12 protein-coding genes are annotated in these 13,239 nt (G+C 63.0%); 7 read left to right on the top strand and 5 right to left on the bottom strand.

The window, feature by feature from the left end:
* Positions 1–84: 84 nt before the first annotated feature.
* Entirely contained in the window at positions 85–708 is a 624-nt protein-coding gene (locus tag BLW71_RS25035; RefSeq protein WP_091808835.1) for an ABC transporter ATP-binding protein, read from the bottom strand.
* A gap of 243 nt (positions 709–951) precedes the next feature.
* Here BLW71_RS25035 and BLW71_RS25030 point away from each other — a divergent pair, with 243 nt between their 5' ends.
* Positions 952–2,262 (top strand): MFS transporter, encoded by a 1,311-nt coding sequence (locus BLW71_RS25030; protein ID WP_091803017.1) that lies wholly within the window; start codon positions 952–954, stop codon positions 2,260–2,262.
* A 3-nt stretch (positions 2,263–2,265) separates the two neighbouring features.
* On the opposite strand, the gene BLW71_RS25025 is transcribed toward BLW71_RS25030, so the two are convergent.
* The gene (locus BLW71_RS25025; RefSeq protein ID WP_091808832.1) at positions 2,266–3,306 is read right to left on the bottom strand and encodes a helix-turn-helix transcriptional regulator; all 1,041 of its coding nucleotides are present in this window, start codon (positions 3,304–3,306) and stop codon (positions 2,266–2,268) included.
* Between the two features lie 289 nt (positions 3,307–3,595).
* Between BLW71_RS25025 and BLW71_RS25020 the strand changes: the two genes are divergently transcribed.
* The gene (locus BLW71_RS25020; protein ID WP_091803014.1) at positions 3,596–3,868 is read left to right on the top strand and encodes a hypothetical protein; all 273 of its coding nucleotides are present in this window, start codon (positions 3,596–3,598) and stop codon (positions 3,866–3,868) included.
* 825 nt (positions 3,869–4,693) lie between these two features.
* The gene (locus BLW71_RS25015; protein ID WP_091803011.1) at positions 4,694–6,598 is read left to right on the top strand and encodes an AAA family ATPase; all 1,905 of its coding nucleotides are present in this window, start codon (positions 4,694–4,696) and stop codon (positions 6,596–6,598) included.
* 82 nt (positions 6,599–6,680) lie between these two features.
* Here the strand turns inward: BLW71_RS25015 and BLW71_RS25010 are convergent, their stop codons facing one another.
* Both BLW71_RS25010 and BLW71_RS25005 read right to left on the bottom strand, forming a co-directional pair.
* On the bottom strand, positions 6,681–6,926 hold the full coding sequence (locus tag BLW71_RS25010; protein ID WP_091803008.1) for a hypothetical protein: 246 nt from the start codon (positions 6,924–6,926) through the stop codon (positions 6,681–6,683).
* 143 nt (positions 6,927–7,069) lie between these two features.
* On the bottom strand, positions 7,070–8,245 hold the full coding sequence (locus tag BLW71_RS25005) for an acyltransferase family protein (RefSeq protein ID WP_091808829.1): 1,176 nt from the start codon (positions 8,243–8,245) through the stop codon (positions 7,070–7,072).
* A 232-nt stretch (positions 8,246–8,477) separates the two neighbouring features.
* Here BLW71_RS25005 and BLW71_RS41125 point away from each other — a divergent pair, with 232 nt between their 5' ends.
* The 3 genes from BLW71_RS41125 to BLW71_RS24995 all read left to right on the top strand — a co-directional run bounded on the left by BLW71_RS41125 (position 8,478) and on the right by BLW71_RS24995 (position 11,598).
* The gene (locus tag BLW71_RS41125; protein WP_143048394.1) at positions 8,478–8,678 is read left to right on the top strand and encodes a hypothetical protein; all 201 of its coding nucleotides are present in this window, start codon (positions 8,478–8,480) and stop codon (positions 8,676–8,678) included.
* A 119-nt stretch (positions 8,679–8,797) separates the two neighbouring features.
* A complete protein-coding gene (locus BLW71_RS25000) occupies positions 8,798–9,931 on the top strand; it encodes an OpgC domain-containing protein (RefSeq protein ID WP_091803006.1) in 1,134 nt (377 codons plus the stop codon).
* Entirely contained in the window at positions 9,928–11,598 is a 1,671-nt protein-coding gene (locus tag BLW71_RS24995; RefSeq protein ID WP_091803004.1) for a tannase/feruloyl esterase family alpha/beta hydrolase, read from the top strand. The genes BLW71_RS25000 and BLW71_RS24995 overlap by 4 nt, the downstream gene beginning before the upstream one ends.
* A gap of 176 nt (positions 11,599–11,774) precedes the next feature.
* On the opposite strand, the gene BLW71_RS41755 is transcribed toward BLW71_RS24995, so the two are convergent.
* Positions 11,775–12,191 carry a hypothetical protein gene (locus BLW71_RS41755; protein ID WP_091803001.1) on the bottom strand — a complete coding sequence of 139 codons (417 nt, stop codon included), beginning with the start codon at positions 12,189–12,191 and terminating at the stop codon, positions 11,775–11,777.
* Positions 12,192–12,606: 415 nt separating this feature from the next.
* Between BLW71_RS41755 and BLW71_RS24985 the strand changes: the two genes are divergently transcribed.
* Positions 12,607–13,104 (top strand): response regulator, encoded by a 498-nt coding sequence (locus tag BLW71_RS24985; RefSeq protein ID WP_091802999.1) that lies wholly within the window; start codon positions 12,607–12,609, stop codon positions 13,102–13,104.
* Positions 13,105–13,239: the final 135 nt, after the last annotated feature.

Below are 13,239 nucleotides of genomic sequence, written 5' to 3'. Positions count from 1 at the left end.
CAGACCCGCATGCAGACCCGCTTGCCGGCTCCGATCGCTTTGATCGCGGCGCGACACGGTGGCGTGGTCGCATGCAGGCGCGTCTTAGCCGCGCCCGCCGAGGTCGGCGAAACTCACGCTGCGCGCTTCGCACGCGTCGGTAAAGACTGTGTCGTAGCTCGAGAAAAACACCGTGCGCGTTTGCGCGAGAGTCTTGAACAGGTCGACCAGTACGGCGCGTGCAGCGGCGTCGAGTCCGCCGACGGGTTCGTCCGCAAGCAGGACCCGGGTCTCGCCGAGCACGGCTGCGGTCAGGAAAATCTTCTTGCGCGTGCCGAACGACATCTGTTCGAACCGTTTGTCGAGATGCGGCGTCAGACCGAAGCGGTCCGCAAGCTCCAGGGTCGCGTTGCTCACCGCGGTGTTTCTCGCCGCTGCCACGTTGCGCAAGTACTCGCGGCCGGTTTGATCCTGATAGGTCATGCAGTCTTCGGGCACGTAGGTGAGCACGGATTTCGCGGCAAGCGGTGCGGTGCGCAGCGAATGACCGCCGAGCCACACCTCGCCGGCGTCGGGCTCGATCATGCCTGCGAGGATGCCTATGAGTGTCGACTTGCCGCTGCCGGATTCATCGTTTAACGCTACGCATCCGGACGCAATGTCGTCATGCAGCTCCTGAAAGATGAGGCGCTCGCTGTAGCGCTTGCTGAGGTTTTCGAATCGAAGCATGGGTTGGAGCGTGTAATAGGGTGTCTTTTGCAGCTTGGCGTTGCGCAAGTGTAGCAGTGTGAGACATGGCCGCTGCCGCGTCGTGAGCCACGCCGCGAGGCCGCGCGTCAGTGCGTGGAGGACCGGAGATCTGGAAGAACTGGCGTCATGCCGTAAAGTTGCGCCCTGCCGGGCCGATAAAACAAGCGCTTCATTTTCTTCGCCAGCTTCCCGAATAACTCGACGAATTATCAACTGCAACTCATGCACACCGCTGCCAGCAATGTGGCCCCACTGTCGCGCGCCGAACTCGGACGTATCGTCACCGCCATCGTGATCGGCAATGGTTTCGTTGCTTACGACTTCACCGTCTATAGCTTTTCGGCCGTTGCGATCGGCAATCTGTTCTTCCCGTCGCACGATCCCGCGTCGTCGCTGTTGCTCTCGCTCGCCACCTTCGGCGCGGGCTTCGTCATGCGCCCGCTCGGCGCGATCATGATCGGCCACATTGCCGACAGCCGGGGCCGCAAAGCCGGCCTCACGGTATCACTCAGCTTGATGACGCTCGGCACATGGCTGATCGCATGCCTGCCGGGTTACGCGTCGATCGGGCCGGCAGCGCCCGTGCTGATGGTGCTCGCGCGCCTGATGCAAGGGCTTGCGGCAGGCGGCGAGATCGGCCCGGCGTCGGCGTCGCTAATGGAGTCGGCCGGCTACCGGCACCGCTGCTTCATGGTGAGCTGGCGCGGCGCGAGCCAGGGCGCGGCCGCTTTCGCCGCCGCGCTGGTGGGGGCGAGCACCACGGCGCTGCTGTCGCCCGCCGCCATGCAGGCATGGGGCTGGCGCATTCCGTTCGTGCTGGGCGGGCTGATCGGCCCGGTCGGCTGGTACCTGCGGCGCCGCATGCCGGCGGCCGCGCCGCAGCAGCGCACGCGGCTCAGCCCGCGGCGTCTGTTCGCGGAGCACACGCGCCCGCTCGTCTGCGGCCTGCTGATGATGGCGGCGCCTTCGGTGAGCATTTACGTCACCGTGTTCTACATGCCGGCCTATCTGGTCCGCACATTGCATCGGCCGCCGACCATCAGCCTTCTCACGGCCTGTCTGTCCGGTGTCGTGATTCTCGTGGTGACGCCGCTGATCGCCCTCGCGGCCGACCGTTTTGCGAGCCGCAAGACGCTGCAATACGTATCGCTCGCGGCGTCGCTGGCAGTGGCCTGGCCCGCGTTCTGGGCGCTAACCCACGGCGCGGGCAACCTCGCGTCGCTCGTGATCATCACGGCTTACGTCGCGCTGGCGGTGAACAATGCCGGCGCCGCTTCGGTGCTGATGATGGAGGCGTTTCCCGCCCACCGGCGCGCGGCCGGACTGTCGGTGATTTACAGCTTTGGGGTGGTCCTGTTCGGCGGATTTTCGCCGTTCCTGGTGACGTGGCTCATCAAACGGACCGGTGATCCGATGGTGCCGGCGTGGTATCTGATGGGCGCTTCCGTGCTCACGCTCATCGCGTTGAAGGCCTTCCCGGAAAAGGCGGTGACGGATGCCTGCGCCGCCTGCGCCTCGCCGCCGCCTGCCTGAGCGCTAGGCCGGGTTGCGCAATTGCTGCAGGTCGAACGCGCGGGCGCGCAAGTCCTGCGGGCTCATGTCGAAGGCGCGTCGAAACGCGCGGGTGAAGTCGGAGGCGCTCTGAAAACCGAGTCCAAAAGCGATTTCCGCCACCTGGAGGTGCGGATAACGGACGAGTTCGTCTGCCGCCTCCCGCAGACGGCGATGGCGGATATACGCGCCAAGGCCGCCCTCGTGCTCGAACCAGCGATAGATCGTCGCCCGTTTCAATTGCAGTGCCTGGACCACACTGGTCGGTGTGAGGTCGCCCTGATGCAGATTGGCCTCGACATAGCGGCGTATCCTGCCCATTACCGCAGCTTGCAGCGCGGCGCGGCCCGTGCCGCTCAAGTGCGCGTCCTTGCGAAACGCCGCCACCAGTAGTTGCGCGCCCGCGTGCAGCGCGCTGATGGCGCCGGCCGCATCGAGCCTTGGAATGTCGCGGGCGAGCGCCGCCATGTGATCGAACACGACACCGGTGAGCGGCGAGCCTTGCTGAACGATGCGGCCATGGATAGCCGCGCCGTCGCGCAATTGCTCATCCACGAGCGCGGCCGGTACGAACACGCTCAGCACCCGGCATTCCGGGCGTTCCACGCGAAACGGCTGGTTCAGGTCGAACGCGACGATGCCCCGCACCGAACCCGGCGCGCTGCGCTTTTTGTGCATGCCGGTCACATGGCCGACTTCCCCTTCCAGAAAGAGGTGAAACACGTAATCGCGCCGCGAGTCGGTGGACACGCGGGCCACCGAGCGTTCCAGCAGCATCGAATCGGTGCTGCAGTCCGTGAACACCATGCCGCCGGTTGCGTATAAATCGATTTCACCGCGAAATCCCCCTGCAACCTGGGCCTTCGAGGGCGGCGCGTCGACCACATGACCCACACGCTGGCGCCACGCCAGAAACTGTTCGTCGGGCGCCAATCCGCGCGTGCTGAAACGGCTCGTCGAAATGACCGAGCGCGAGTGGGCGGCGGCGGCCGCGGCCAGATGTTGCGGCAGTGAGCGCTGATTCATGAATCGGTTGCTGGGAGCGAGGCGTGCGGTTTCGGCGAGCAGGCGCAATGCATGGAGATACGGTTCGCAGCCGCCCGAAATTGAGACGGATGGTCAAGCCTAACAAAAAACCTGCATTAATGTTACGTGATTAGATGCGGAACGTTTTCGCAGACGGCGCGGCACGCAGTGATTCACCGCCTCCGTTGCTGGAATCGCATCCGCACGAAGAGAGAGCGCCGATCCGCTATCCGCGACGCGCGGCGCGAAGGTCACGCTTTGCCAGCAGGCAATTCACGGGATATCGACGATGAGCGGCACGAACAGGCAACTGACCGCGCGGCGTCCGGCCAGTCTGGTGGACAGCCAACTGCAACATCTCGAGAACGTGATGCAGTATGTGACGCGTGGGGACGCGTCCAGCGGGCTGCATTCGCTCGACCATGAGTATTGGGAAAATCGCATCCGCGCGCTGGAAGACACTTACGAGCTGATCGCCGCCCAGCGGCAACGCGTGGCGAAACTGCTCGAAAGACTCTCGCGTGATGCGCGGATTGCGCTGAAGCCGCGCACGGCCGCTTGAGCCCAGGCCAAGAACAAGAAGCACGCAGACCGGGGTTGCGCAGAGGAGGACCAGATCGATGCATTCCAGCGTCGGCAATAAAAATCGAAGAACTTGAGAGAAAGCGGCGAGGGTGCGAACGGGCCTGCAAAGGCCCGTTCGCACCCTCGCCGAGCTTTACCTGGGTTGACCATCTGCGGCGCGGCTCCGTGCGGCCAGGTCGACCGTATCGCTCGTGAGCCGGTGAACGCGTTTCGCCATGCGCGCTTAGTGTTCCACGTGTTCTGAACCAAGCCCTCGCGAACAACACTCTTTTTCCAACACCCCCGCTGGTCTCACCTGCTCGCCCAACCTATTCGGTTGCGGCGGAGAGCGGTTCATTCTGCACACCAGCGCTTAATCGTGAAGCGCGATGATGCGGTCAGACAACGCGTGCAATCGTCGCTCACTCCGGATACCCCGAAAAAAGGGCGCTACTGTAATTCTGACCGCTTTTAATTAGGGAGCGGTTAATTGTAGGTATGCAGAATACGCAACGAATTTAGCGCTGATAAACTGTGCGCCGGAACAGCATTTGCCAGAACCGCCCGCAGTACCCGTTCCCCACAATCCGGCGGCTCGAATCGCCGGATAGACGGTAGAACTAGGCTTTTTCCGCGATTTGGAAGAAACGGCGGCACCGCATACTTGAGTGTATGCACGCTGTTAAAAGGGACGTATGGTTGGGTGTCCTGTCATCTGATCACGCACGGTGTCGTCCTTAGTCGATTCCCCTCCGCCGACCTCTGCCCATCTGACTTTGACAAGTATCGGGGCTCGTTCTGGGCCCGTTTTTGGAAGTGACTCATGAAGCCGGGAAAGAACTCGCTTGGTAAAAGACGCACACGCACGATCGTCATTTCGGTGTGCGCGGCACTCATTGCGGGGTTGCTCGCATTCGGCGTGTGGCGTTACCAGCAGCGCGCGGCGCAAGTCGCGCCGGCGCTGACCGGTGTCGCAAACCAGATGCGCCATGATGCTTCGGCATGGACGCGCGAAGAGAAAGACGCCTCGCAAATGCTGCGCGACATTCGCGACGCCAATGTCGCCGCGGTCGGCGTGAGTCCGAACGCGATTCTGATCTCGAAGCGCGACGGCACGAAATACTTCGTCACCGACCACAACGCGACCTTCTCACACGCGCTTCTGCTCGGCGAACCCAAGTCCGACGAGGCCGCCACCTATCAGCTCGTCTGGCTTCCCGACGCGGATATTCTCTCCGCCGGCTCACGCTGGGCACAACTTTTCGATCAGACTCGCGACGTCATCAGCTTGCTGCTTCCGCTGTTGTTGATCGGCGGTATGGCATGGTTCATGCGGCGCGAAATGCGCGGTGGCGCGGGGCTGCTCGACACGGCGCCGGCGCTGCGTTTCGACGACGTGATCGGCGCGGCCGAAGCGAAGACGGCACTCGCGGACATTCGCAGCTATCTGTCCGATCCGAAGCAGTTCACGTCGATGGGCGTGCGCGCGCCGTGCGGCATTCTGATGGTGGGCGGACCGGGCGTCGGCAAGACGCGGCTTGCTCAGGCGCTGGCGGGCGAGTGCGGCGCGAACTTCATCTCGATCACCGGCAGCTATTTCAGTGCGAAGTACTACGGCGTCGGCATCCAGAAGGTCAAGCATCTGTTCGAACTGGCGCGCAAGAATGCGCCCACGGTGATCTTCATCGACGAAGCGGACGGCCTCGCCAAACGCACGGATACGGGCAGCGGTCCTGTCGAAGCCGAGAGCAACCGCATCATCAATCAGTTGCTCGCGGAGATGGACGGTTTTGCTTCGAACGAAGGGGTGATCATCGTCGCGGCGACCAATCACCCCGACAATCTGGACGAGGCGTTGCGCCGGCCGGGCCGCTTCGATCGCACCGTGCAGGTCCGTTTGCCCGACCGCGAAGATCGCGCGAAGATCTTCCGCTTCTACGCGCAGAAACTGAAATCGAAATCCGCCGACATCGACTATGACCAGCTGGCGCGCCTGACTACCGGCCTGTCTCCGGCAACGGTCGCGATGGTGGTCAATCAGGCGGGGCTCGTCGCGCGCAAATGCGGCGACACCGAAATTGCCTCGAAGCATTTCATGGAAGCGATCAAGATTGCGCGCATCGGCGACGTGAGCGGCGCCGAGCGCGCGCTGAGCGAAGACGAGCGCACGCGTATAGCCGTGCACGAAGCGGGGCACGGTCTCGTCGCCGCGCTGCTGGGTACGGGCGTGCTCGAGGAAGTCACGATTCTGCCGCGCGGCGGCGCGTTGGGTGTCGCGCTCATTACCAAAGCGCAGGACAAGCACCTGTATCGCGAGACCGAGATCCGCAATGAAATCCAGGTCTTGCTCGGTGGCCGCAACGCTGAAATTCTCACGTTCTCCGAAGCATCGAGCGGTGCCGCCTCGGATCTGCAGGAAGCGTCGCGCATCAGCCTGGATATGGTGTCGAAATTCGGCTTCAACAGCGACGGCGATCTGTTCAGTCTGGCGGCACTGCCGTCACAATATGCAGGCTTGCAGATGAAGAGTGCGATCGAACACGCGAACGTGCTGCTCAAGGAGTTGAATGAACTGTGCTTCGGGCTGTTGCATGCCTACGAGCCAGTGCTGCGCGCCATTGCGGACGAACTGCTCGAGCAGGAAACCGTTCCCGGAGAAACCGTGTACCGGTTGATCAGGGAACATAAAAACACGCTGAAGATCGTTCACGAACCGGAGGCTGCGTGAACGGTTGACTCGCTGAGCAGCGCGTGACTCATATGGGCGGTGCCATCAATTGGCTCCGCCCGTTGTCGTTTACCGGCCTGCGCTACGCAAAATCCGACGGACCCGGCGGCGGCACGCCTGGAGGCGTATCAGTGTCACCCAACGCTGCGTCCTCGGCTTCCTCGGCAGGCTGAAGTACCTCGCCTTTTTTCGGCAGCGGTTGATCGAGACCCGGTTCGACCGGTGTGGGAATTGCGTCGCCGATCGGTTTGGACACCTCGGTGGGCGGGCCGCCTGGGTCTTCTTCGGCGTGGCGCTCGGGCTCGTGCTCGTTCGGGGAATTAGCCATGATTGCCGCAAGGGCTCTCCGGTTGGTGAGTACCCACCATGTGCAGCAATACGCGTACCACGGCCAGTTTGAGGGGAGCGAGCCGCTTGCTATCGGCACCCTTACAGCTTTGGCCGGCCGGCGAAACGCAAGGCATGGCGGCCTCAGGCCGCATCCGACGTGGCGCGGTCATCCGTCAAGGAACGCTCGACTCGCTCATGACGGGACGGCGGCGCAGGCTGCGCGTGTGACGACGCTGGCGCGCGCGGTGTCTTCAAACGCAGGATCGGTTCTTCGATCAGCCGCCAGGACAGAACGGCCATGGCGAGCGAGATTGCAAACGACCCCGCGATGCCTGCGACATGCGCCCACAAGGGCACCGTGCCGCCGAAGAGCGCTTCGGCGTGATGGTTGCGAGTCAGGTCGGGGATCAGGTTGTGATAGAGGTAGAAGCCGTAGCTGATTCTCCCGAAGCTCACCAGCCAGCTCGTTTCGAGCAGGCCGATAACGACCGCATTGCGGCAGCACGCAATCGAACACACCAGCGCCGCGATGCATAGGCCGTACGCGGCGCTGATCAGGGTGAACAGCACGGGGTTGCCCACCTCGCTCCACGTCGGCTCGGTCGCGCAGAAAGCCACTAGCCCCAAGCTCAATGCGAAGAGCGTCGCGCCGTGCCCGAGCCATGCCCGCAGCCGGCTCTCCTTTCGCGCGATCATCAGGCCGCCGATTCCACCCAGGGCCAGCAGCCAGAAGTTCGTCAGTGGGTGCGTATAGATGGTAATGTCCTGCCAATGCGCCGCGCGCATCGCCATGAGCGAAACGAGCCCGGTCGCGACGATCACGAGGCACGCCGCGAGATGCCGTCTAACGGCAAGCAGCAGCAATAGCGGTGCGAACACGAGATAAAACTGCTCCTCGATCGCGAGGCTCCACAAATGCGAGTAGCGTCCCGGCCAATAGTGCAGCACGGAGCCGATCCAGATGTTCGACAGATAAGCGAAATGAAACGGCATGCCGCTCGCCAGTTCGGGACTCGCCATGCCGAACGCCATCAGGGCGCACATTACCAGCAGCATCAGGTAATAAATCGGAAAAATGCGCAGGGTCCGGCGAAATAGAAAGCGCTTCAATTCAGCGCCGAATCGACTAACGCCGGTTTCAATGCGCGTGCGTTGCGCGGACAGAATGCCGATGATCAGAAATCCGCTCAGCGCGAAAAAGATCCATACGCCGAGATGGCCGATTTCGCCGATATCGCCGAACAGTCGGTGTTGAAAAAAGACCATCAGGACCGCGATCGCACGCAGTCCGTCGAAGCCGGCAATTCTAGTGTTCATGTGGTCGTCTTCCAGTGCGAAGGTGGCGCGCGTGGCGCGGCCGTTCTGGGCGGTAATGGAAGGACCGGAGCGCTCCGGCGACGCTAAGGTCGGCCGTGGCGAAGAGAAGGCGTCGCAATGACGCGCAACGCGCCTGCCGATCGCGGATCGGCCGAGCGCGTGTCCGGTCCACATGAGTGGCCGCCGTCGAATGGTGGCATCGCTCAAAGCGCGCGATGTCCGACGGGCGTGCATGAAACCATCCTACGATGAAAAAAAGCGAAAAAAATCGCGCATCGCATTCAGCGATTTATTTTCTGCTTCCATTACCGATCGCATTCGCGCCCGGCGATTTAAAACCGCAAATCTTGCCGCAAACCGAATACTTGACGACTCAGTATTACCGCATGCCGACAGCCGAATTTCAGATTGCCGCTATGCGATTCGAAATTAAAGGCGTCTTGTCAGCGCGTGCCGATCTACTCTGCGGCGCCGGCAGGAACGTTTTATTGTCATGGTGTTCCTACGAAAAACGGCGTACCGCCTGCGTGCGCCCATCTTGCGAGAACCTGAATGGAAACCCGTCGCGGCCACTCCGGAGGAAGTCCTCCCGGGGGACGTTCGATCGAAGTGGATTTCTTCCGCGGCGTCGTGCTGATCGTCATCGTGCTGGACCACATTCCCGGCAGCACACTCTCTCATCTGATGCTGCACGCTTATGCGCTGTGCGATTCGGCGGAAGTGTTCGTGTTTCTCGGCGGCTATGCGTCGGCGGCAGCTTATACGGCCGTGCTCGCGGGCCGCGGCGAGAGCGCGGCGAAGATGCGCTTTGTGCGGCGCTGCTGGGAAATCTACCGCGCCTATCTGTTGACGGCTGTGCTGACGCTGCTGTCCGGTGCCGTACTCGCGACGCTGAACCTGAACCGTCCCATGGTCGACCTCACCGGCTGGGCGCCTTTCGCGCTCCAGCCGCTGCGCGAGGCGCTCGATATCATGCTGCTGCGGCGCCAGCCTTATCTGTCGAGCGTGCTGCCCATGTATGTGATCTTTGCGATATGTGTGCCGTTCGCGGTGCCGCTGGCCCGCCGTTCGTCGCTCATGGCGCTGGGCTTGAGCGTGGCGATCTGGGCGCTCGCGCGGCCGCTGGCCGCGTTATTCAGCATTGACGACGTGGCCGACTGGGCTTTTAATCCGTTTGCGTGGCAACTGATGTTCGTGCTCGGGATTCTTTGCCGGGTGCAGCCCGTCAGCGAGCGCTTTCATGCGACCCGCACCGCCCGTTGGTGCACGCGGGGCGCGGTGGTGGCGGCGCTGACATTCGCTATCGTCAAACTCTTCGTGCTGACGCAACCTTTGCCCGGCACGTTTAAACAGAATCTTTCTCCCGATCGCGTGATCAACTTTATCGTCATTGCCTGGCTCGCCGCGCAGTTCGTGCGCATGGGCAGCATCGCGTGGCTCGCACGGCGGCTGCCCGCCGTGGTCACGGTCGGCCGCACGGGGCTGGTGTGTTTCGTTGCCGGCACACTGGTGTCCCTGATCGTCGATACGGCCACGCCGCATACATTTCATGGCTTTCGCGGCGTGCTGATCGGATTGGGCGGCGATCTCGTCGCCATCGGCGCCGTGCTGATGATCGCGCGTGGCTGGAACGGCTGGAAAGGGCAGCAGGCTCGCGCGGCCGCCAACGGCGCGGGTTGCGGATGAGGTCGCGCTGGGCCTCTGTGCGTGTCACGCGCGATTGGCGCGCGGCGATTCAGGTTGTCGGCGCGCTGCTGTGGCTCGCCGCTCACGAGGCATGTGCCGCGCCGAAGGAGGCGCCGCTCGCCATGCGCTGCGCGGAATTCGCGGGCGCGGTTCTGCCGCCCGAACTCATTGCGTTGCCGAGCGCCGGTGTGCAGATCGAAAGCGCGGCGATGGTCAGCGCCACCGCGCCGGGCAATCAGCAGGGCGGCGAGTATTGTCGTATCACCGGCCGTATCAAGGGCGTCAAAGCCACCACCCCCGACATCCGTTTCGATCTGAATCTTCCGCGCCGCTGGAATGGCCGCGCGCTGCAGATCGGCGGCGGCGGTTATAACGGCGTCGTGGTGAGCGGCACCGGCGTGATGCCGTTTTCGCCGAACCGCGCGCCGCTCGCGCAAGGCTACGCAACCTTCGGCGACGACTCCGGACATGTGGGCGATTCGTCGGTTGCGGTGTTCGGCCTCGTCGATGAGGCCGTTACGAACTTCGGCTTTGCGCATCTGAAGAAGACGCACGATGCCGCGCTTGCGCTGATTGCACGCGCCTATGGCCGGCCGCCGCAACGGATGTATTTCGCCGGCGGCTCGACCGGCGGCCGCGAAGGCTACACCGTGATGCAGCGCTTTCCCGACGATTACGACGGCGTGATCGCCAATTCGCCCGCGCTCAATTTTTCCGGCGTGCGTCTGCTCGGCGTGAAACTCGGCCAGGCGGAATACAGCACGCCCGGCGGCTTCATTCCGCCGTTGCTGCTCGAACACGTCTATCAACGCTCGCTCGCCGCGTGTGACGCACTCGACGGCGCGGCGGACGGGATTGTCAGCGACGTCGCCGCATGCCGGGAGCGCGAAGCGCAAATCATCGACTCGCTGCGCTGCGCCGGGCGTGCGCCGTCGCACGATGACTGCCTCACCGACACGCAACTTTCCACCTTGCTCGTCATGCGCGACGGGCTGTCGTTGCCCTACCGTCTGGCTTGGGACGTGAACGGCTATAGCGGCTACAACATTTTTCAGGGCACGCATCTGAGCGGACTGCTCGGCCTTGCGCATCAGCCGGAGCGCTTGCCGGTGCCGACATTCTTTGCCAACGGCTACCTGTTCGCGCAGGGCGACGGCTATATCCGCTATTTCGTCGCGCGCGATGCCGGCTTCGACTCTTTCAGATTCGACCCGCAACATCCTGGCAAATACCGCGCGCAACTGGTCGCGTTGTCGCAGACGATCGGCGCGATGAATCCCGACCTCTCGCGCTATATTGCTCGCGGCGGCAAGCTCATTACGCTGCAGGGCCTCGCCGACGAAGTCATCAGTCCGAATCAGACCATTCGCTACTACGACACCCTGGTCGATCGTTTCGGCATCGACCAGGTCAACAATTTCATGCGCTTGTACATGGTGCCGGGATTCCAGCACGGCAGCGGCGTGTTCATTCCATCCGTCGATCTGCTGGGCGCGCTCGATAACTGGGTGACGCGCGGGGCATCACCTGAAACGCTGACGGCAACCGATATCGCGGCGGCGACCAATGGACGCTCGCGTCCGCTGTGCCGCTATCCGCTGTTTCCGCGTTATGTCGGCAAGGGCAATGTGAATCTGGCCAGCAGCTTCGCATGTGCCGAGCCGTGAGCGGACGTCTTGCAAAAAGCGCTGCGGAAATTGAAAGGCCGGGGTGCATGCGCAGCGAGCCCGCTGCATGAGCGTGTGATTCCGCTTTCGCAAAGAGAAGGGCGGCGGCGCCTCGCATCGGCGCTGCCGCCCCACATCGAACTCAGCAACTCAATGCATACATGGGCCGTATCGCATTACTGGCCGTTTTGCATCGTGCCGCCCGCCCCATTGTTCATGCCATTGCCGGTACCGCTCCGGGTGCCGTTGCTCATACCGTTGTTCATGCCTTTGTTCACGCCGCCTTTGTTCATGCCGCTATTGGAACGGTTCAGCGACGGGCTATTCGGTGACGCGCCAGTACCCGTGCCCACGCCGCCGCCGGTGCCCGTCACGCCAGGCGTGCCGTAGCCCGAATCGCTCGGGCTCTTCATCGATCCATTGCCGACACCGGGCGTTGCGGTCCCGCCCGCGCCACCCGTAGTGCCGCCGCCGGCACCTACGCCGGTGCCTCCACCGCCAGTACCGCCAGCTCCGCCCGCCTGTGCGTAAGCTCCGCCAGACAATGCCATTACGAGCGCCGAAGCAAAAACCGTCTTGGTAACGTGTTTCATGTTGACCTCCATAAAGTCAGTTTGATGTCACGCAAGCGCTTGTCGCTCACATGCATGGACTGCCGCAAGCGGTGTGCCTCGCTTGAGGAGGCTCGCATTAGCGCGAACGGCACGGCAGCATGCAGAAATTCGAGCATGGGCCGTTCCCGGATCGATGCCGCGAATGATGAAAAGGTAGGTATCCAAAGCAATGGGAATAGTTACCTTGAATCGCGCGGCGAGGGCGCTGCGTCCAGTAAAAGCGGCCGATGCTTGCGCCTTCGGCGGAGGTTGGCGGCGAAGGGCAATCGCAGGATTGTGAAGGCAGATGACGCGTGTTAGAGTCCGAGGCGCCTGATCGGCAGCACCACAACCACCAGTAAAAACGCGGGCCGGCACATCACGCTGTCCGCGCAAAAACGATTAAGGACGCCGTATGGAAACGCCAGGCGCAACGCCTCTCGTCCCGCCAGGTCAGGACGACGTGCAGAACACGCTGCGCGACAACGGTGCCGGCATCGTCGCGGCTACCGTCTCGCCTGTCTCCAGCGAGCGGCCGCCGCTGCGTCTGCTGCTGGTGGACGACAGCGTGGACGCCGCCACGGCGATGTCGATGCTGTTCGAGGCGGACGGCTACGACGTGCGGGTCGCGCACGAAGCTAATCACGCGCTCGAGCTTGCGGCGCAGTTCGAACCTGAGATCGTGCTGCTCGATCTCGGCCTGCCCGGCATGGACGGGCTTCAGCTCGCCGAGGAGATGCGCAAGCGCGCGTCCACAGCCAATGCGCTGTTGATCGCGGTGACGGGCTATGGGCAGGCGGCCGACCGCCAACGTTCGCGTGAGGCGGGCTTCGACCACCATCTGGTGAAGCCGGTGTCGTGCGAAGAAATTCAGCATGTGATTACCGGCCGCTTCCCCGGCGGACAGCGCTAGACGCGCATCTTTCCCCTTTTCGACCCTACGTATTTCCGGTACGGCGCTGCAGTGCGCTGCACGCTTTCGCACTTTCCATTACATTGCGGGTGCGGTGGCGCTTTAACACCGCTCCCTCTAATTAAACAACGGTGT

This window comes from Burkholderia sp. WP9, assembly GCF_900104795.1.
Lineage (GTDB): Bacteria > Pseudomonadota > Gammaproteobacteria > Burkholderiales > Burkholderiaceae > Paraburkholderia.
Note: the sequence above shows the minus strand (reverse complement) of the source record. Positions and strands in the feature narration are given on the sequence as shown.

What these genes read in the sequence shown, in the direction of transcription:
- BLW71_RS25030 (WP_091803017.1), top strand. Translation starts at nt 952, where the DNA reads ATGCACACCGCTGCCAGCAATGTGGCCCCACTGTCGCGCGCCGAACTC.
- BLW71_RS25005 (WP_091808829.1), bottom strand. Translation starts at nt 8,245, where the DNA reads ATGAACACTAGAATTGCCGGCTTCGACGGACTGCGTGCGATCGCGGTC.
- BLW71_RS41755 (WP_091803001.1), bottom strand. Translation starts at nt 12,191, where the DNA reads ATGAAACACGTTACCAAGACGGTTTTTGCTTCGGCGCTCGTAATGGCA.
- BLW71_RS24995 (WP_091803004.1), top strand. Translation starts at nt 9,928, where the DNA reads ATGAGGTCGCGCTGGGCCTCTGTGCGTGTCACGCGCGATTGGCGCGCG.
- BLW71_RS25025 (WP_091808832.1), bottom strand. Translation starts at nt 3,306, where the DNA reads ATGAATCAGCGCTCACTGCCGCAACATCTGGCCGCGGCCGCCGCCGCC.
- BLW71_RS41125 (WP_143048394.1), top strand. Translation starts at nt 8,478, where the DNA reads ATGAAACCATCCTACGATGAAAAAAAGCGAAAAAAATCGCGCATCGCA.
- BLW71_RS25010 (WP_091803008.1), bottom strand. Translation starts at nt 6,926, where the DNA reads ATGGCTAATTCCCCGAACGAGCACGAGCCCGAGCGCCACGCCGAAGAA.
- BLW71_RS25035 (WP_091808835.1), bottom strand. Translation starts at nt 708, where the DNA reads ATGCTTCGATTCGAAAACCTCAGCAAGCGCTACAGCGAGCGCCTCATC.
- BLW71_RS25020 (WP_091803014.1), top strand. Translation starts at nt 3,596, where the DNA reads ATGAGCGGCACGAACAGGCAACTGACCGCGCGGCGTCCGGCCAGTCTG.
- BLW71_RS25015 (WP_091803011.1), top strand. Translation starts at nt 4,694, where the DNA reads ATGAAGCCGGGAAAGAACTCGCTTGGTAAAAGACGCACACGCACGATC.
- BLW71_RS24985 (WP_091802999.1), top strand. Translation starts at nt 12,607, where the DNA reads ATGGAAACGCCAGGCGCAACGCCTCTCGTCCCGCCAGGTCAGGACGAC.
- BLW71_RS25000 (WP_091803006.1), top strand. Translation starts at nt 8,798, where the DNA reads ATGGAAACCCGTCGCGGCCACTCCGGAGGAAGTCCTCCCGGGGGACGT.